Annotated in this window: 15 protein-coding genes; 4 read left to right on the forward strand and 11 right to left on the reverse strand. The window is 66.3% G+C overall.

Annotated features, from left to right (window positions below; all coding sequences use genetic code 11):
• Positions 1–20: 20 nt before the first annotated feature.
• From hemL to gatC, 8 genes are all read right to left on the reverse strand, one after another.
• A complete protein-coding gene (gene hemL / locus ACESL5_RS05515) occupies positions 21–1,310 on the reverse strand; it encodes a glutamate-1-semialdehyde 2,1-aminomutase (RefSeq protein ID WP_372591784.1) in 1,290 nt (429 codons plus the stop codon).
• The gene (gene thiE / locus ACESL5_RS05520; RefSeq protein WP_372591785.1) at positions 1,311–1,991 is read right to left on the reverse strand and encodes a thiamine phosphate synthase; all 681 of its coding nucleotides are present in this window, start codon (positions 1,989–1,991) and stop codon (positions 1,311–1,313) included.
• A complete protein-coding gene (locus ACESL5_RS05525) occupies positions 1,988–3,001 on the reverse strand; it encodes a glucokinase (protein WP_372591786.1) in 1,014 nt (337 codons plus the stop codon). The genes thiE and ACESL5_RS05525 overlap by 4 nt, the downstream gene beginning before the upstream one ends.
• A complete protein-coding gene (locus tag ACESL5_RS05530; protein WP_372591787.1) occupies positions 2,998–6,255 on the reverse strand; it encodes a glycoside hydrolase family 15 protein in 3,258 nt (1,085 codons plus the stop codon). Before ACESL5_RS05530 ends, ACESL5_RS05525 begins: the two co-directional genes overlap by 4 nt.
• A 142-nt stretch (positions 6,256–6,397) precedes the next feature.
• Positions 6,398–7,333, reverse strand: coding sequence for an Hsp33 family molecular chaperone HslO (locus tag ACESL5_RS05535; protein ID WP_372591788.1), 936 nt, complete (start codon positions 7,331–7,333; stop codon positions 6,398–6,400).
• A gap of 31 nt (positions 7,334–7,364) precedes the next feature.
• The gene (gatB, locus tag ACESL5_RS05540; RefSeq protein ID WP_372591789.1) at positions 7,365–8,834 is read right to left on the reverse strand and encodes an Asp-tRNA(Asn)/Glu-tRNA(Gln) amidotransferase subunit GatB; all 1,470 of its coding nucleotides are present in this window, start codon (positions 8,832–8,834) and stop codon (positions 7,365–7,367) included.
• A gap of 20 nt (positions 8,835–8,854) precedes the next feature.
• The gene (gene gatA / locus ACESL5_RS05545; RefSeq protein ID WP_372591805.1) at positions 8,855–10,291 is read right to left on the reverse strand and encodes an Asp-tRNA(Asn)/Glu-tRNA(Gln) amidotransferase subunit GatA; all 1,437 of its coding nucleotides are present in this window, start codon (positions 10,289–10,291) and stop codon (positions 8,855–8,857) included.
• Positions 10,292–10,411: 120 nt separating this feature from the next.
• Positions 10,412–10,699, reverse strand: coding sequence for an Asp-tRNA(Asn)/Glu-tRNA(Gln) amidotransferase subunit GatC (gatC, locus tag ACESL5_RS05550; RefSeq protein ID WP_372591790.1), 288 nt, complete (start codon positions 10,697–10,699; stop codon positions 10,412–10,414).
• Between the two features lie 370 nt (positions 10,700–11,069).
• Between gatC and ACESL5_RS05555 the strand changes: the two genes are divergently transcribed.
• The 3 genes from ACESL5_RS05555 to mreD are packed head-to-tail and all read left to right on the forward strand — an operon-like array spanning position 11,070 to position 13,484.
• Positions 11,070–12,107: a rod shape-determining protein gene (locus ACESL5_RS05555; protein ID WP_372591791.1), complete on the forward strand. Its 1,038-nt coding sequence runs from the start codon at positions 11,070–11,072 to the stop codon at positions 12,105–12,107.
• Positions 12,108–12,118: 11 nt separating this feature from the next.
• Positions 12,119–13,018, forward strand: coding sequence for a rod shape-determining protein MreC (gene mreC, locus ACESL5_RS05560; protein WP_372591792.1), 900 nt, complete (start codon positions 12,119–12,121; stop codon positions 13,016–13,018).
• Positions 13,008–13,484, forward strand: coding sequence for a rod shape-determining protein MreD (gene mreD, locus ACESL5_RS05565; protein ID WP_372591793.1), 477 nt, complete (start codon positions 13,008–13,010; stop codon positions 13,482–13,484). The genes mreC and mreD overlap by 11 nt, the downstream gene beginning before the upstream one ends.
• Positions 13,485–13,501: 17 nt before the next feature.
• Here the strand turns inward: mreD and ACESL5_RS05570 are convergent, their stop codons facing one another.
• Together ACESL5_RS05570 and gcvH are read right to left on the reverse strand one after the other, a co-directional pair.
• On the reverse strand, positions 13,502–13,861 hold the full coding sequence (locus tag ACESL5_RS05570; protein ID WP_372591794.1) for a diacylglycerol kinase: 360 nt from the start codon (positions 13,859–13,861) through the stop codon (positions 13,502–13,504).
• An 18-nt stretch (positions 13,862–13,879) separates the two neighbouring features.
• Positions 13,880–14,260: a glycine cleavage system protein GcvH gene (gene gcvH, locus ACESL5_RS05575; RefSeq protein WP_372591795.1), complete on the reverse strand. Its 381-nt coding sequence runs from the start codon at positions 14,258–14,260 to the stop codon at positions 13,880–13,882.
• A 236-nt stretch (positions 14,261–14,496) separates the two neighbouring features.
• Between gcvH and ACESL5_RS05580 the strand changes: the two genes are divergently transcribed.
• Positions 14,497–16,557: a TonB-dependent receptor domain-containing protein gene (locus ACESL5_RS05580; protein WP_372591796.1), complete on the forward strand. Its 2,061-nt coding sequence runs from the start codon at positions 14,497–14,499 to the stop codon at positions 16,555–16,557.
• Between the two features lie 179 nt (positions 16,558–16,736).
• Here ACESL5_RS05580 and ACESL5_RS05585 read toward each other — a convergent pair whose 3' ends face one another.
• Complete coding sequence (locus ACESL5_RS05585) at positions 16,737–17,708, reverse strand: sigma-54 interaction domain-containing protein (RefSeq protein ID WP_372591797.1); 972 nt, start codon at positions 17,706–17,708, stop codon at positions 16,737–16,739.
• Between the last annotated feature and the right edge of the window lie 62 nt (positions 17,709–17,770).

Consider the following 17,770-nt stretch of genomic DNA (forward strand, 5'->3'; position numbering starts at 1 on the left):
GGTGACGTCGCCAATGACGCTCAGCCGGCCATGCGGGCGAACACGCGCTCGGCGGCGGCAACGGTGGCATCGATCTCCTCCTCGCCATGGGCCATCGAAACGAAACCCGCCTCGAACGACGACGGCGCGAAGTACACGCCTTCCTCCAGCATGCCGTGGAAGAAGGTCTTGAAGGCCTCCTTGTTGCAGGCCGTCGCGTCGTTGAAATTCGCCACCCGGTCCTTGTCGGTGAAGAACAGGCCGAACATGCCGCCGACGTTCTGGGTGATCATCGGGATGCCATGCGCCTTCGCAGCCGCGGACAGGCCATCGCAAAGGGCCTGGGTGCGGCGGGTCAACACGTCGAAGAAACCGGGTACGCTGATCAATTCGAGCGTCTTGACGCCCGCCGCCATGGCCATCGGGTTCCCCGACAGCGTGCCCGCGTGATAGACCGGACCCATCGGCGAGATCATCTCCATGATCTCGCGCCGGCCGCCGAAGGCCCCTACCGGCATGCCGCCACCGATCACCTTGCCCATCGTGGTCAGGTCCGGCTTGATGCCGTAATGCTCCTGTGCACCGCCGAGAGCGACGCGGAAACCGGTCATCACCTCGTCGAAGATCAGCACCGCACCGTACTCGTCGCAGACCTGACGCAGCCCCTCGAGGAAGCCCGGCTCCGGGGGAATGCAGTTCATGTTGCCGACTACCGGCTCGACGATGATCGCCGCCACCTCGTCGCCTACCTCGGCGAACACCTCGCGCACCTGCTCGAGGTTGTTGTACTCCACGGTGGTGGTCAAATCCGCGAACGCCTTGGGCACACCCGGCGAGCTCGGCACACCATGAGTCAGGGCACCGGAGCCGGCCTCGACCAGCAGTGAGTCGGAATGCCCGTGGTAGTTGCCCTGGAACTTGACGATCCGGTCCCGGCCGGTAAAGCCACGCGCCAGTCGAATAGCGCTCATGGTCGCCTCGGTGCCCGAGGAGGTCAGTCGCACCATGTCCATGGAGGGGACCAGTTCGCACAGGAGGTCGGCCATGCGCGTTTCGCTGACGGTCGGCGCCCCGTAGGACAGCCCCCGGGTGGCCGCCTCGCGCACCGCCTCGATCACCTCGGGCTGCGCATGACCGAGGATCATCGGGCCCCAGGAGCCGACATAGTCGATGTACGGCCGGTCGTTCTCGTCAAAGAAGCGTGCCCCTTCGGCCCGCTTGACGAACACGGGATCGCCCCCGACCGAGCCGAAGGCACGCACCGGCGAATTCACGCCGCCGGGAATGTGGGCCTGTGCTTTCTCGAATAGCTCGTGGTTGGATGCGGTCATCTACGCAGTCTCCGAATCGTCATGAATTTTCGTAATTTGTTCGGCCAGGGCCGCGGCCGCCGCGCGGATGTCGGTCGAGGAGAACACCTCGCTGATCACCGCGACCATGTCGGGGTGATACGGGAGCAGATCGACAATGTTGTCCGCCGTAATGCCGCCGATGGCACACACCGGCAGCCCCAGCCGCTCCCGGGCCCAGGCCAGCAGTTCGGCCGAGGCGCTGGGCGCGTGGGGCTTGGTCGGGGACGGGAACATGGCACCGAAGGCAAGGTAGTCCGCTCCGGCGGCCGCGGCGTGTTCGGCCCGCTGGCGGTCAGCATAACAAGACACGCCGATGATCGCATCGAGCCCCATCTCCTCGAACCGCTGGCGCGCGTCGACCAGGGCGTGATCGTCGCGCCCCAGGTGCACGCCGTCGGCGCCGACGTCTATGGCCAGGTCGATGTCGTCGTTGACGATGAAGGTGCAGTCATGCCGTAGACAGAGGGCGGACAGGGCCGCCGCTTCCGCACGCCGGCGGTCGGTGTCATCGCTCTTGTCCCGGTACTGGACGATCCTCGCCCCACCCTCGATGGCATCACCCACGGCCTGGACCAGTTCGTCGCGGACGAAGCGTGTGGTGTCCGTGATCACGTACAGGCCTTGTAGCGCCGCTCGGCGACGAGCATTCGATTCACTCATCCATTCCGCTCCTGTTCGGCCAGTTCCCGGGCCCCGGCCAACCCGAGGCCGGAGTCGGCCACCACCCAGAGGGGCATACGCCCGAGCAATGTCGAGAACCGACCCTTGTCGAGAAAGCCGGTCAGGGTCTCCTCGCGCAGGAACGGCAGCACGTGCCCCGCGATCGCCCCGGCGATGAACACCCCGCCGAACGGCAGGGTCTTGAGTGCCATGTTGCCTGCTTCGGCACCAAGGATGCGGGCGAAGAAGCGGCAGGCGATCATTGCGCATTCGTCCTCGCCGTTTGCCGCCATCCGGGTGACCATCGCGTTGCGGTCTTCGGCTTCGGACAGGCGCCTGTCGGCATCCGGCGACGAGCGACCCAGCTCATGTTCGCGTGCAAAAGCGTACAGGGCGGAGAAGCCGGCCCCGCTCAGCAGCCTCTCGTAGCTCACGTGGCCGCCGCAACGACGCCGCATGAAGGCGAGAAGTTCGTCCTCGCGGGCGTTGTTGGGGGCGAAATCGCAGTGCCCGCCCTCGCTCGGCATGGGTAGAAACCGGTGTCCATCGTGATAGAAAACTGCCTCGCCCAGTCCCGTACCCGGAGCGATAACGGCCACGTGTCCGCCCTCGAACGTGGCGTCAGGATTCAGCGCCACGCGGCGTCGAACGGGGCTGGCCATCGCCCCGAGGCCGACCGCGACCAGGTCGTTGACGATGCGCACCGGGACATCGGCAAGGAGTTCACGCACCTGGGCGGCGGAGACCGTCCACGGGAGGTTGGTCGTCCGGGCCACCTCTTCTCCGGGCTGACCGGCCACCGGACCGGCCACGCCGAAGGCCGCCGACTCGATGTTCTGCCACTCGATCTGCCGATCCTTCTCCAGCCCCTGCCGGAAATCATCCAGCAGTTCGGGCAGGCTCGCGTAGTCGGCACTCGGCAGGTGGCGCTCCACCACCGGGTGCGGCTCGCCGGCCCGGAAGACGGCCAGCCGCGAGCGGGTGCCGCCGATGTCACCGGCGAGAATCATGACTCTTCCTCCGATTTTTCTTCCACGTCCACACCCAGAAGCATGTTCAGCGACCGGCTGACCCACTGGGCCACCTCGTCCGGCGACGAGCGATAGAAAGCCTGCCAGGCCCGATCGCGCACCTCGTCGTAACGATCGTCGTCTTCCGGGTGCCGATCGACCCAGGCAAGCCGCACGGCGTGCCCGATCAGCACATCCAGGACGAGCGGCTCTTCCACCGAGAGCCCCGGGTGGCGCTGAGCGATCTCGACCAGCGCGGCCAGCGCCTCGATGCAGAGCTGGCGATATTCCGGCGCGGCGACCCGGTTCAGCAGGTGCTCGACCTCCAGGGCGAAGTTGTGCTCGCCCGCCGTGGTCTGGCTGCGATACAGCGCGCTGTCGAGTGCGTTCCTCGGATCATAGCGGTTGCCGATCACGATCGCCGGGGCATGGCCGAGCAGCGACCACAGTTGCCGATAGAAACCCGACGGCAACCGCCCGACGGCCCCCTGGATCTGGCGGTAATGACACCAGTCGGTCTTTGCCTCGTCCGCGGCAAGCGCCCCGCGCATCTCCCCGGTCAGCACCTCGCCACTCTCGCCCGCGGCCAGGCTCACCGGACCGGACACGCCCTCCCGCAGGTGAAGCGCCTCCAGCCTTTCCGGATGATCACGCCAGTCCAGCGCCTCGCGCAGCTTGCGTCGGATGACGCTGGGAGCCATGGCGACCAGTTCGTCCAGTGCCCGTGCCGGGGGAATGTGCCGCTCGCGTGCGTGCAGGGCGATCAGGATCTGAAGGAGCGGGCCGATGCGCAGCGTGATGACATCCTCGAAAAGGGCCGGCTCGGCGCGTATCCAGGCGCCCAGGTGGATGATCAGTTCCTGGGTCAGGATGCGTTCCCGGGGGTCGTCGCCACAGAAGGCCGCAATGCGCCGCAGGATCTCGCTGTTGGAGACGGGCTCATCGATGACTGCCTCGCTCGTGTAGGAACGTCCCACCGCGACACGCTTGTGACGAACGATCAGGTCCATCAGCGCGACCTCGAGGAAGGCGTCGACCTTGCCCGCCTGCTCGGCAGCCAGGCGCATCACCCGCCATGCCTGCATCTGCTGGGCGACTCGAAAGAGCGTCGACAGGTGCTCGGTCGTCGTGCGCAGGTGGCCGAGAGCATCCGGGAAGCGGTGCCGATCGGATGCTGCGACCCACTCGAGGCGTTGCAGGACGGCCAGTTGCTCTTCGAGCCGATGCGTTTCACCGAAGGCCTCCTGCAACGCTTCCCGTGAAGGCGCGTCACCCAGGCGCTCCAGCATCTCGCCTGTCTCGCCGTCTGCCTGCCACTGCGAGGCATCCACGACCGGTCGTCGAGCCCAGCCGGGCATCGGTCCGGGCAGGCGGATACGTGGCGCGGTACTGGAGAGATTGTCCAGATCGTCGAAGTGGACGGGCACCTCGCCCACGAGCCCGCTGGACAATTCGTCACGACAGAACCTGAGCAGCGCGTCGAATCCCTGCACCTCGAGCATCCATTCGGACACCAGGAAGAGAAACAGCGGACGGCCGGCCTGCCGCGCGTTGCGGTGCAGGTAGTCGATGGTCGTGCGCACCTCGTGGACGAGCAGGTGCAGGTCTCGCGTCAGGTAGAAGTCACCGGTCTCGAACAGTTGCGGAACCACGGCCCAGGCCTTGCCGTCCGTCTCGACGATGGACGCGGTGGCCAGCCCGAGCACACGACGGCGAGGTCGACCGCTCAACCCCAGGCGCGGGTTTTCCCCCACGTGGGCCAGGCTTTCCGTCAGCGCCCGGGCGGACGTGATCTGGACCCAGGACTCGCCCAGCACACTCACCGGTTCGACGCCGGCATCCGAAAGATGCGCCGCCACGGCATCCGTCTCGGCGACAACGGCCACGGAGATTGCCGGAGAACGCTGCACGCGCAGGTTGCGGCGGCGATTGAGGGGGTCGATATCCGACACGTCCACCAACCCGTGACGGAGCAGGCGCCCGACCACCCACAGGCTTTGCGCCCATACCAGCGGTCGATTGTCGTTCGGCACGCGTTGGGTGGTGCCGGGATGCGTCCGCTCTTCCTCCAGGTTGTCGGCCGTGACGTAGTACAACTCCGGGAGCAGGCCCTGACCGTTCTCCTCGATCGCCAGGGACTCGAGCTGCCGGTCGATCTCGGCCGCAGCCCCGATATCGCCGGCAAACACCGTGTTGATCAGCCGGAAGGCGAGGAACAGCGGCCATTCGGACTCGATGTTGGCGAATGCCTCGAGCTCCTGCGGTTCGTAATGCAGCTTGTTCTCGTCCTCGACGACTGTCTGGTGGCCGTCGCGCAGGAAGCGCTTGTAGCCGTAGCGGCCCGACAGGCGTTTGTCGATCGTCGCATCGATCCGCTCGACCAGATCCCCATCATGGACGGCGAAGCCGGGAAAGCCGATCACGGCGAACAGCGCCGAATCCACTTCCTTGGAACCGGACTCCCGGGGCAGGAGGGCCAGCAGGCTCTGCTCGACGCGGACGATATCGTCGGTGACCACCCTCACCCGCGTACTCGCATCACCCTCACCGCCGAACAGGTCGAAGCCGTCAACGGCCTCGAGGGCCGCGAGCACCAGCCCCAATGAACTGGCGTTGAGCTCCCGCACCCCTCGGTTGATCTTGTTGCCCCGCTCCCAGATCCCGTAATCGGGAGTGACATAGGCCCGCGAGAGATACCAGACGAGATTCTGCACGAAGTCGACCTCGTCCCGGCTCTGGATGATGCGCAGGCCGCTGAGGGTCATCTGCACCAGCATCAGGACGAACAGCGAGGTGGCATCGAGCTGCAGATGCCCCCACTCCTCGTCGCCGACCACGGCCTCGCCGGTGGCGGTGTCGTACTTGGCATGCAGCGCGTCGATGGGGGCCAGACTGTGCTTGAAGCGCTCGACGCGATCCGACTGGCGCATCATCGCCGTCAGCAGGCCGCGCATGTTCCGGACGGTGGCCTGCTCGAGCTCGTAGGCGCGCGCCGAGGAGTGACCGGTGCGCCGGTAGGCCATCCCCAGCGCCCAGGCGCCGAGGACGCTGTAGACGTTGTCACGCACCCAGGCATCGGTGTAGTCACCGTGGGCCGTGACGGCCGTGCTGGCGGGAAGCAGGCCGGATACCGGGTGCTGTCGGTCAAGGATGTGGCGACGCACCTCGGCATAAAGAACGTCGAGCTGTGCGGCGGGATTCGGCGCGTCAGTCGAACCGGCCAGTCCATCCCGCGGAGCGTTGCCTGCACTCATGGTTGGTCACCCGTTACGGCCCCGGACGTGCCGGAAAGAAGGTCCCGGCGGATCACCCGGGCGCGTCCGTCAAGTATGGGGGTTCACGACGGCCTCGGCCAGCCCGGATCGACCGGACCGCGCCATCGGGCTCGGGACCGGTTCAGTGCCGGGTCGACCCGGGCGGTTCGACGCTGTCGCCACTGAGCAGCTGCTCGACATCGACACGATCGAAACGATACAGGCTGCCGCAAAAATCGCAGCGGACTTCGAGGCTGCCCGGTGTTTCGTCGTTCTCGAGGGATTCCTCCAGCTCCACACGCCCCAGACTTGCCAGCATGGCGCCGACCGCCTCGCGCGAGCAGCCGCAGTTGAACTGCACCCGCGCTACGTCGTGGATCCGCAGGCTTTCCTGGTGGAACAATCGGTGCAGTAGCTCTGGGGCCGACACGTCGAGCATCTCCGCGCGGCCCTTCTCCCCGACCAGTGTGTCGACCAGCTTGCCGACGTGCTCGAACTCCAGCGCGGCCGGGCCCGAGGCGGGGATGATCCCGCCGGTCTCCGGCATCTGCTGGACCAGCATGCCGGCGATCGCGGTGGCGTCGCCGGCCAGTACGAGCCGCGTCGGCAGTTGCTCGGACTGCTGGAAGTACCCCTCGATGGCATGTTCGAGTCTCTCGCCGGTGATCGGCACCAGCGACTGGTAGCGCTGCCCCTCGTCCGGCTCGATGGTCAGCACCAGCTGTCCCCGTCCCATCAGGTCGGTCAGCGAAGTCCCGGCCTCGGCCAGCCGCTCGCCGTCCCACTTGGCCATGCAGCGGAAACGACGGTCGGAGCGGACCTGGACCACCAAGAGGCTGATCGGGCCATGGCCCGCGAACTGCAGCACCAGGCGCCCCTCGAACTTCAGGCTGGCGACCATCAGCACCGCCCCGGCCACGGCCTGGCCAAGGAGGGAGGCGACCTCGGGGGGATAGTCGCTGTTCTCGATTGCCGATTGCCAGGCATTCTCCAGGCGTAACGACACGCCCCGGACGCGGCCGTCCTCGAAGGAAAACCGGAACAGCTCGTCACTCTGCGGCAAGGACTGCCAGTCCACTGTCGCGGTTGTCTCGTGGTCCGCCATCGCCTTACTCGCCGTCCAGTCGACGCTTGAGCACGTCGTTGACCGCCTTCGGGTTCGCCTTGCCCTTCGCCGCCTTCATCACCTGGCCGACGAAGAAGCCGAACAGCTTGTCCTTGCCGCCGCGATAGGCCTCGACCTGTCCCGGGTTGGCCGCGATCACCTCGTCGACCATTGCCTCGATCGCCCCGGTGTCTGAAATCTGCTTGAGGCCGCGGGCCTCGATGATCTCGTCCACCGAGCCGCCCTCCTCGGCCAGCGTCTCGAATACCTCCCGGGCGAGCTTGTTCGACAGCGTGCCATCGGAGATGCGCACGAGCAGGTCGGCAAGCCGGTCGGCCGATACCGGGCACCGGTCGATCTCGGTTTCCCGGCGGTTGAGCAACGCGGCGACCTCGCCCATCACCCAGTTGGCGGCCAGCTTGGCGTCACTGCCCTCACGGGCGATAACGGCCTCGAAGTACTCCGCCGTGGCACGACTCGAAGTGAGCACACCGGCATCGTAGGCACTCAGCCCGTACTCGGACTGGTAGCGTTCGGCCTTGGCATCCGGCAGTTCGGGCAGCTCGGCGCGCCAAGACTCGACGGTCTCGTCGTCGACGACCACCGGCAACAGGTCCGGGCACGGGAAGTAGCGGTAATCGTCCGCCTCTTCCTTGGTACGCATCAGGCGGGTCTCGTCGCGGTCAGGGTCGTACAGGCGCGTGGCCTGGACCACCTCACCGCCGGTCTCGAGCAGGTCGACCTGCCGCTCGATCTCGAACTCGATAGCCCGTTGCAGAAAGCGGAACGAGTTGACGTTCTTGATCTCGGTACGCGTACCAAAGGCCTCGTCGCCCTCGGGGCGCACGGAGACGTTGGCGTCCACGCGGAACGAGCCTTCCTGCATGTTCCCGTCGCAGATGCCGAGATACTGCACGATCGCGTGGACCTTGCGGGCGTAGGCTACCGCCTGCTCGGGGCTGCGCATGTCCGGCTCGGAGACGATCTCGATCAGCGGCGTGCCGGCCCGGTTGAGGTCGATGCCGGACATGCCGTGGAAGTCTTCGTGCAGGGACTTGCCGGCATCTTCCTCGAGATGGGCACGAGTCACACGGATGGTGTGCTCTCGCGCTTTCTTGCCCTCACCGGTGGTGATGGTCACCGACCCGCCGACCACGATCGGCCGCGCGAGTTGCGTGGTCTGGTAGCCCTTGGGCAGGTCGGGGTAGAAGTAGTTCTTCCGATCGAAGCTCGACACGCGGGAAATATCCGCATCGATAGCCAGACCGAACAGCGAGGCCATGCGCACGGCACCCTCGTTCAGGACCGGCAGCACGCCGGGCAGCCCCAGGTCGACGGCGCAGGCCTGGGCGTTGGGCTCGGCGCCGAAGGCGGTCGACGCCCCGGAAAAGATCTTGGACCGTGTGGCCAACTGGGCATGGATCTCCAGGCCGATGACCGCTTCCCAGCCCGAAGGGATGGCATAGTCAGACATGTCGTTTTCTACCCTTCGCGTTATTGGTTGGAGGAGTCGGCAGCAACCGGCGGCATCTGCCGATGCCAGTCGACGCGTTGCTGGTACTGATGCGCGACGTTGAGCAGACGGGCCTCGTCGAAGTGGCGGCCGATCAGTTGCAGGCCTACCGGCCGCCCACCGGCGAAGCCGGCGGGCACGGACATCCCCGGCAGGCCGGCGAGGTTGACCGGGATGGTGAAGATATCCTCGAGGTACATCTTGGCCGGATCACTGCTGTGCGCACCACGGTCGAATGCCGCGGTCGGGGTCACCGGGCCTGCGATCACGTCGCACTGCTCGAAGGCGCGGTCGAAGTGGGCGCTCACCAGGCGGCGCGCCTTCTGGGCACGCCGGTAGAAGGCATCGTAGTAGCCGGCGGACAGTGCATAGGTGCCGACGAGAATGCGTCGCTTGACCTCGGCACCGAAGCCCTCCGAGCGGGTGCGCTCGTAGAGATCCTGCAAGTCCCTGGGCTCCTCGCAGCGGTAGCCGAAACGCACGCCGTCGAAGCGCGACAGGTTCGAGGAGGCTTCGGCCGGGGCGAGAAGGTAGTAGGCGGCCAGGGCGATGTCGGCATCCGGCAGGTCGATCTCGACCGTCTCCGCACCGGCGGCCCGCAACTCGTCGATGGCAGCCTCCACGGCATCACCCACCGCCGGATCCAGGGCCTCCGTGAACCACTGCTTCGGAATGCCCACGCGCAACCCGGTGATCGACTCCCCGAGGGTAGCGGTGTAATCCGGCACGTCGCGGTCCGCAGAAGTCGAATCGCGCCGGTCGAAACCGGCCATCTCGCCAAGCACGATCGCGCAGTCCTCGGCGGACTTGGCGATCACGCCACCCTGATCGAAGCTCGAGGCATAGGCGATCATCCCGAAGCGCGACACTCGGCCGTAGGTGGGCTTGATGCCCGTCACGCCACAGTAGGCCGCCGGTTGACGGATCGAGCCGCCGGTGTCCGTTCCGGTCGCGAAGGGCGCCAGGCGGGCGGCGACCGCCGCGGCCGATCCGCCCGACGAGCCGCCCGGCACGGCCTTCTCGTCCCATGGGTTGGCCACCGGCCCGAAATGGCTGTTCTCGTTCGAGGACCCCATGGCGAACTCGTCCATGTTCGTCTTGCCCAGAAGTACCGCCCCGGCGCGGGTCAGGCGCTCGTGCACGGTCGAGTCGTAGGGGGACACCCAGTCGGCCAACATGCGCGAGCCGCAGGTCGTGCGGGTGCCTTTGGCGCAGAAGATGTCCTTGTGCAGGTAGGGAATGCCCGCGAGCGCCGCCTCCGACGCCGCGGGCGCGACCGCATCCACCCGACTGATCAGACTGTTGAGGCCGGGATCGATCGACTCGATGCGCGCGGCAAACGTGCCGGCGAGTTCGGCAGGAGAGAGCTCGCCGGCCACGAGCAGGCGACGCAGTTCGGGGATCGAGGCGTTGATGATGGCCGATTCCCCGGTGGCGGCTGAGTGTTGGCTGTTACTGGACACGACGTTGCTTCCCGAGATTCGTATGGGTGACAGGTAACGAACGGATTCGAGGCAATAGGCCCCGCGGCGGGACGCCTATTCGATCACCTTGGGCACGAGGAACAGACCGCGCTCACTCGCGGGCGCGCCGGCCATCAGTTCCTCGCGCTGATCGGTCTCCGTGACCTCGTCCTTGCGCAATCGCTGCGTCTGGTCCAGCGGATGCGCCATCGGCTCCAGCTCGTTGAGCCGTGGGTCGTCGAGCAGGGACGCCTGATCGAGAATCGCGTTGAGGTCCGAGCGCAGCGCATCACGCCATTCCGGTTCGATCGCGATGCGGGCCAAGTGCGCCACGGCCTGAAGCTGGTCGTTCGTCAGCGACATGGACGGAACCCCCGAAGAAAAAGTGAGTCAACAACCGCAGGGCCGCCCCTGCCGGAGGGCGGGCCGCGGGTAAGGAAACCGGCCGGCAGGCACCGCTGTCCGAGCCCGTTTCCGGCCATCAAAATCCGGCGCGAAGCCTATCACAGGCACGCTTGCTAAGGCACGCGCATGTTGCTACCTTAACCGCTTATTTTACGGTGTCCCAGACCTTGTGTTTGCCCAGCCAATCCGGGCGATCCGACAACTGGCACACCGAAAAAAACGGGAAAGGACTCAGTGCCCGCTCCCTCCGTACACGGAGCGGCACAGGCAGACATGCCAACACGACAAGACTCTCACCTCTACACAATAGCTACCGGTTAAATCCCCCATGTTCAAAGGCTTTCGCGGCATTTTCTCCACCGACCTCTCCATCGACCTCGGTACCGCCAACACGTTGATCTACGTCTCCGGTCAGGGAATCGTTCTGGACGAGCCGTCGGTGGTCGCCCTGCGCAACGACGGTGGCCAGACCGTGATCCAGGCCTACGGCGAGGAGGCCAAGCAGATGGTCGGCCGCACGCCGAAATCAATCCATGCCGTCCGCCCGCTGCGCGACGGCGTGATCGCCGACTTTCACGTCACCGAGAAGATGTTGCAGCACTTCATCAAGAAGGTGCACTCCTCCCATTGGTTCCGTCCGAGCCCGCGTGTGCTGGTTTGCGTGCCGGTGGGTGCCACGCAGGTCGAGCGCCGTGCCATCCGCGAGTCCGTCCTCTCCGCCGGCGCCAGACGGGCGTTCATCATCGAGGAGCCCATGGCGGCAGCCATCGGCGCCGGCGTGGACGTCGACGAGCCGCGCGGCTCGATGGTGGTCGACATCGGTGGCGGCACCTCCGAGGTGGGCGTGATCTCGCTCGACGGCATCGTCTACTCCTCGTCGGTACGCATCGGCGGCGACAAGTTCGACGAGGCGATCATCGCTTTCGTCCGCCGCCACTACGGCATCCTGATCGGCGAGGCCACCGCCGAGCGGATCAAGAAGGAAATTGGCAGTGCCTACCCGGGCAAGGAACTGCGCGAAATCGACGTCAAGGGCCGCAACCTGGCCGAGGGCGTGCCGCGCAGCTTCACGCTCAACTCCAACGAGATCCTCGAAGCCCTGCAGGAGCCGCTGTTCGGTATCGTTCAGGCCGTACGCGCTGCCCTCGAACAGACTCCGCCGGAACTGGGCGCGGACATCGCCGATCGCGGCATCGTGCTCACCGGTGGCGGCGCCCTGCTGCAAGATCTGGACAAGTTGCTGATGGAAGAGACCGGCCTGCCGGTGGTCATCGCGGAAAACCCGCTGACCTGCGTGGCCCGTGGCGGCGGCAAGGTGCTCGACCTGATCGACCAGCGCAACACCACCCTGTTCGCTGACGAATAACGGCGCCGGCCATGGCGCTGTTCGACACCCACCGCCCCGGCTTCAATCTGCTGCTGGTTCTGGTTGTGGTCTCCATCGTCCTGATGAGCCTCGACCGTATCGGGACGCGCTGGGTGAACGAACTCGACGGTGGAGTCGGCGGAGCGACCGACGCCGTGATCAAGGTGATCCACCAGCCGGTCGCGCTGTTCCAATCCGTGGTCCAGTGGTTCGGCGATCGTGACCAACTGCATGACGAACTGGAACGCCTGCAGGAGGAGAACCTCCTGCTCCGCGGCCAGATGCAGCAGTTCGCCAGCCTCAAGCGGGAAGTGGACGGGCTCCGGCAACTGCTCAACGGCCGCCCGGTCGAGGTTCCCCCGGTTCTGCTCGCCCGCCGCATCGGGCGCCCCCCGAACGCGGAAGGCAACCTGTTCACCATCGGCCGCGGCCTGGATGACGACGTGCTGCCCGGGGATCCCGTCATCGACGCTTACGGGTTGGTGGGACAGGTGCTCCGCAGCACCCGCTCGGGCGCCACTGTCATCCAGCTCACATCCCGCGATCATGTCCTTTCGGTCCTGCTCGGCGAGACCGGCCGGAGTGCACTGATGCGCGGTACCGGTGGACGGGAACTGGTCGTCGAGCGCGTGCCCGAGCGCACCCGCGTTGCGGCGGGCGACCTGCTCTACACGTCGGGGGTCGACGGGGCGTTCCCGCGCGGCTATCCCGCCGCGCGGGTCACGAGGGTGGACATGGACGAGGCACAGGGTTTCGTCCGACTGCATGCCGAACCGACCGCGGATCTCGATCGCCTCGATCACGTTCTGGTGATCACCGAACCGCCGGACAGCCCCACACGCCCCGCAGCTGCCGAAGACGACGAGTCAGTCGACATGCCACCGGTCGAGGAAAACCAGAATGTCGACTAGCTGGATCGCGGTCATCCTGACGAGCATCGCGGCACTGGGGCTCACGCTGATACCGTTGCCGCAGCCACTGCAGGTTCACAACCCGCAGTGGCTGCTGCTGACGGTGATCTTCTGGGCGCTGTACCGACCGGCCCAGGCAGGCCTGATCTACGCCTGGTGCGCCGGCCTGCTGCTGGACGTCGCGGTCAACGGACTGCTGGGCCTCAACGCACTACTGTTCACCCTGACGGTATTCCTGGTGCTGTCTCTGCGCCAGCGGCTAGCCGTCGCCCCCCTGCTTTCCCAGGCCCTGCTGGTCTCGGGGTTCACCCTGCTCTACCTGATGATTGCACTGTGGGTGGAAGGTGTCGCGACGGACATCATCTCCATGGCGACCTATCTCTCGCGCGCCGTGAGCAACCTGGCCGCCTGGCCGATCATCTACTTTGTCATGACTCGGCTGACGACAATCCGCATGCCGCGCTGACCGCGGACACGACCCCGTCAGGCGAAGAGGACCAGGCCCCAGACGACGGCGGCCAGCACGATAGCCATGAACACGGCCGCCGAACCAACATCCTTGGCCCGGCCGGACAGCTTGTGGGGATCGGGGCCGATCCGGTCGACGACATTCTCGACGGCCGTGTTTACGAGCTCGATCACCAGCACATTGATGACCACTGCCGCCAGAAGGGCCCGCTCGACGCCCGTGTCGCCCAGAAACCAGGCCACCGGCAACGCGATCAGGGCAACCACCACCTCCTGCCGGAAGGCCTCTTCCTTGCGCCAGGCCGCCCGCAACCCCTGCCACGAGTAGCGAGTTGCCAGAAACACCCGCTTGAGTCCATGTCGTTCCGATGGCATCGCCCGTCTCCCCGTGTGTCAGTCGGCCGCTTCCAGCATCCGTTCGTACTCGCCTGGGCTCATCCAAGATGCCGGTGAACCGGATGCACGGATCCGCACGATCCAGCCCTCGTCGAGGGGATCGTCATTGATCAGTTCCGGGCTGTCTTCCAGCGCCGAATTGATCTCGATCACCTCGCCATCGACCGGGCACAACACGTCGGAGGCCGCCTTGACCGACTCCAGTGTGGCGCAGGGCGCGCCTTCCGACACGCTCTGGCCGACATCCGGCAGGTCGGCGTAGACCACGTCACCCAGCATGTCCTGGCCCTGGTCGGTCACACCGACCGTGACCACGTCGTCCTCGACCGTGTACCACTCGTGGGTCTCCCCGTAACGCCGATCCTGCCGAATGCTCATCGATGACTGCCTCTTCACTTGCCTGTGGATCAAGACCCGGATTCTGGCACAGATCCCCCGCCGACCGCACGATCCGCTCGGTTGATCCCGGTTGGCCGACTGGGGCATATGCCGCAGTCATCGCGGGATTTCACGCGGCCACGGCGCTTTCGCCAACCCCATATCAGTCACTTGGCGCTGGCCCGATTCCTGCTCAACAGTGGGCCGCCAGACAACGATCACGAATAATCAAGAGAATGGATCACGACATCATGACACCGCAGAGCCGATCCCTCCCCTTCCGTCGAACCCGCCTGGGCCTCGCCCTGCTTCCCTTTCTGGGCGTATCGTTGGCCGCCACGGCCGCCGACTCGCTCGACACGATCCTGATCTCCGCACCGGCCCCGGTCGAAGAGCCGAGTGTCGTGTCGGTCACGCAGGAAGAGACCACCGCACCGAAGGCGGATCTCGCCGACGTCCTGCGAGAGATCAGCGGCGTGACGGCGGGCCGCATGTCCGGCCACGGGCTGGACCCGATCATCCGTGGCCAGCGCGAGCATCAGCTCAACGTGCTCCTCGACGGGGCCGGCATCGCCAACGCCTGCCCCAACCGCATGGACCCGCCCACCAGCTTCGGCAACCTCGCCGGTTACGATGCCGTCGAAGTGCGCAAGGGCGTGACCACCCTCACCCGGGGCCCCGGCGGAAGCGGCGGCTCGATCGAGCTCAAGCGCAATACCTTCGAGCGGGCCGCAGAATCCGGCATCCAGTCCCGGTTCGACTTCGGCACCAGCAGCAACGGCCTGACGGACCAGACCAGCGCGGATGTGCTGGTGAGCGACGAAAGGGTGTTCGGCCGCGTCATCGGGCAGATCGCGAACGGCGACAACTACGAGGACGGCGACGGCAACGAGGTGCCATCTTCGTACAAGCAGCGCAGCGGCACCGTCATCGCCGGCTACCGCGTCAGCGACGAGACTGGCATCGAGGTGTCCGTGGACCGCAACCGCATGCTCGACACCCGCTACGCCGGCGCCGGCATGGACTCGGTCTACGACAACGCCACGATCTACCGTATCGACGGGCGTGTCGGCGACCTGTCCGGCCCGGTCGACAATCTGCGGCTGGAGATCTCGCGCGCCAATGTCGATCACCTGATGGACAACTTCAGCCTGCGCGAGCTGACCGCCCCCATGCCGATGGAGGCCCCGGCCGAATCACACACGAGTACCGCACGGCTCACGCTGGAGTCCAATCCCGGCGACCTGAAACTGAGCTACGGGCTGGACTTCGAGCGCATCGAGCAGGATGCCCTGGCAAGGAACGCGATGACCGAGATGCTGGCCTTCCGGCAATGGCCGGACGGCCAGTCCGACCAGTTCGGCGCCTTCGTCGAAGGTGACTGGGCGATAGGCGACGCCGACGGCTTGCGCGTAGGTGCACGTATCGACCGGTTCGAATCCGAGATCGACACGTCCCTGGACAAGAGCATCGCCACGAACATGATGGTGCCCGCCGCCATCCGCGAGTCCGCGGGCGAGACAAAGAGCGATACCGAGGCAAGTGCCCTGCTGCGTTACACCCATCGCTTCGACCGGAACCTCTCGGGCGACGTCGGCCTCAGCCGCACGGCGGTCGCGCCCAATCTCACCCAGCGATACGTACTGACCGGCGGGCTCGACAAGGTCGGCAACCCGGATCTCGCCCCCGAGATCCACCACCAACTGGACGCCGGCCTGACCTGGCAGACCGATCGACAGTCCGCACGGGCCACCGTCTTCCTCGACGAGGTCACCGACTTCATCCTGCAGGACCAGGGCGGCATCAATGGCCTGCCGGCGCACTCCACCAGCTATCGCAACGTCGACGCCCGTCTCTATGGTGCCGAACTCGACCTGCGCCATGCCGTCACCGACTGGCTCAGCGCCCACGGGCAACTGGCCTACATCCGCGGCCGGAATACCGACGATTCGCGCAACCTGCCTCAGATCCCGCCGCTGTCGGGCACCGTGGGCCTGCTGGCCGAATACGCCGACTTCGACGGCGGGGTGGACCTGCGCTGGGCCGACCGGGCGACCGACCTGGACGTCGACAGCGGCCTCGATACCCGCGAGACCGCCGGCTACGGCGTGGTGGACCTCCACGCGGGCTACCGGATCAGCGCAAACTGGCAGCTCCGTGCCGGGGTCGAGAACCTGTTCGACCGGACCTACAGCGAGCACGTCAACCGGGCCTACGTCGGCACGTTTGGCGACCCGACGGCACGCATCAACGAACCCGGGCGCACCGTCTGGGCGCGCCTCACCGCCCGGTTCTGACACCGGGGCTTTCCCTTTCTCCAGACTGCCACGCGACATCGTGGCCTTGCGGCAGCCCCGGGCTGCCGTTTTTTTTGGCCTGACGAAATTGCGGGCGCCACAAGAACAAAGCCCCGTGGCGGAAGACTCCGGCACGAGGCCCATGACAGGAACAGGAAAGCGGCTGCGCGTGGAGACGCCTATTCGATGGCAAACTTCTTTAGCCGGTAGAGAAAGGTATCCCGCGAAAGGTTCAGCAGGCGTGCGGCATGCGACTTGTTGCCGCCGGTCTGCGCGAGCGCCTGGCGAAGCAGGTCGCTCTCGACCGCCTCGAGGTCCACGCCGCCCTCGGGAAGAATGAACCCCGGGGCGATCGGGCCACCGCGCTCGCACTGACTCGGCGAGCGCATTGCCGGGGGCAACGCCTCGACGTCGACCACGTTGCCGGCATGGAAAATCACCAGCCGTTCGGCCAGTTGCCTGAGCTCACGAACATTGCCCGGCCAGCGATAGCGACGCAGCACGCCCGTGGCACGGGCCGTGAGTCGTGGTACGGCAACGCCGTTACCTCGGGCGTTCTCCTCGAGGAACTGCCGGAACAGCCACTCGGCATCGCCCTGGCGGTCACGCAACGGCAGCAGTTCGATCGGTACCCCGCTCAGTCGGTAGTACAGGTCGGCTCGGAAGCCCCCCTGCTCGACCATGGCTTCGAGATCCCGGTGGGTCGCCGCCACGATGCGCAGATCCACCCGGCGGGTGCCGAGTTCCCCCACGGCGCGGGTCTCGCCGTTTTCCAGCAGTCGCAGCAACTTGGCCTGCATTGCCGTGGGCAGTTCACCCAGTTCGTCGAGGAAGAGCGTGCCCCCGTCTGCCTGATCGACCAGCCCCTGCTGGTCACTCAGCGCCCCGGTAAAGGCGCCGCGCCGGTGACCGAACAGCGTGGACTCGGCAAGATCATCCGGTATCGTGGCGCAGTTGACGGTGACCAGCGGACCACCACGGCGGGAAGAACCCTCGTGGATTGCACGGGCCGCCAGTTCCTTGCCGGTACCGGTCTCGCCGGTGATCAGCACCGTCGCATCCGTGCCCGCGACCAGCCCGATGCTGCGAAGCGTGGACTCGAAGCGTGGCGACTGGGTGCGTAATGCCTCAAGATAACGGTTTCCGGTCATGTTCCGTCTGGCCTGTTTCAATACGGGAATCAACGTTTCCGATGACAGTTTACCGCCGGGGG

It is taken from the genome of Guyparkeria sp. (assembly GCF_041687595.1).
Taxonomy (GTDB): domain Bacteria; phylum Pseudomonadota; class Gammaproteobacteria; order Halothiobacillales; family Halothiobacillaceae; genus Guyparkeria.

Excerpts from the sequence above, each read along its gene's own strand:
- thiE (WP_372591785.1), bottom strand. The coding sequence starts at position 1,991 with ATGAGTGAATCGAATGCTCGTCGCCGAGCGGCGCTACAAGGCCTGTAC.
- ACESL5_RS05555 (WP_372591791.1), top strand. The coding sequence starts at position 11,070 with ATGTTCAAAGGCTTTCGCGGCATTTTCTCCACCGACCTCTCCATCGAC.
- gatB (WP_372591789.1), bottom strand. The coding sequence starts at position 8,834 with ATGTCTGACTATGCCATCCCTTCGGGCTGGGAAGCGGTCATCGGCCTG.
- gatC (WP_372591790.1), bottom strand. The coding sequence starts at position 10,699 with ATGTCGCTGACGAACGACCAGCTTCAGGCCGTGGCGCACTTGGCCCGC.
- gcvH (WP_372591795.1), bottom strand. The coding sequence starts at position 14,260 with ATGAGCATTCGGCAGGATCGGCGTTACGGGGAGACCCACGAGTGGTAC.
- ACESL5_RS05525 (WP_372591786.1), bottom strand. The coding sequence starts at position 3,001 with ATGATTCTCGCCGGTGACATCGGCGGCACCCGCTCGCGGCTGGCCGTC.
- ACESL5_RS05570 (WP_372591794.1), bottom strand. The coding sequence starts at position 13,861 with ATGCCATCGGAACGACATGGACTCAAGCGGGTGTTTCTGGCAACTCGC.
- ACESL5_RS05530 (WP_372591787.1), bottom strand. The coding sequence starts at position 6,255 with ATGAGTGCAGGCAACGCTCCGCGGGATGGACTGGCCGGTTCGACTGAC.
- mreD (WP_372591793.1), top strand. The coding sequence starts at position 13,008 with ATGTCGACTAGCTGGATCGCGGTCATCCTGACGAGCATCGCGGCACTG.
- ACESL5_RS05585 (WP_372591797.1), bottom strand. The coding sequence starts at position 17,708 with ATGACCGGAAACCGTTATCTTGAGGCATTACGCACCCAGTCGCCACGC.
- hemL (WP_372591784.1), bottom strand. The coding sequence starts at position 1,310 with ATGACCGCATCCAACCACGAGCTATTCGAGAAAGCACAGGCCCACATT.
- mreC (WP_372591792.1), top strand. The coding sequence starts at position 12,119 with ATGGCGCTGTTCGACACCCACCGCCCCGGCTTCAATCTGCTGCTGGTT.
- ACESL5_RS05580 (WP_372591796.1), top strand. The coding sequence starts at position 14,497 with ATGGATCACGACATCATGACACCGCAGAGCCGATCCCTCCCCTTCCGT.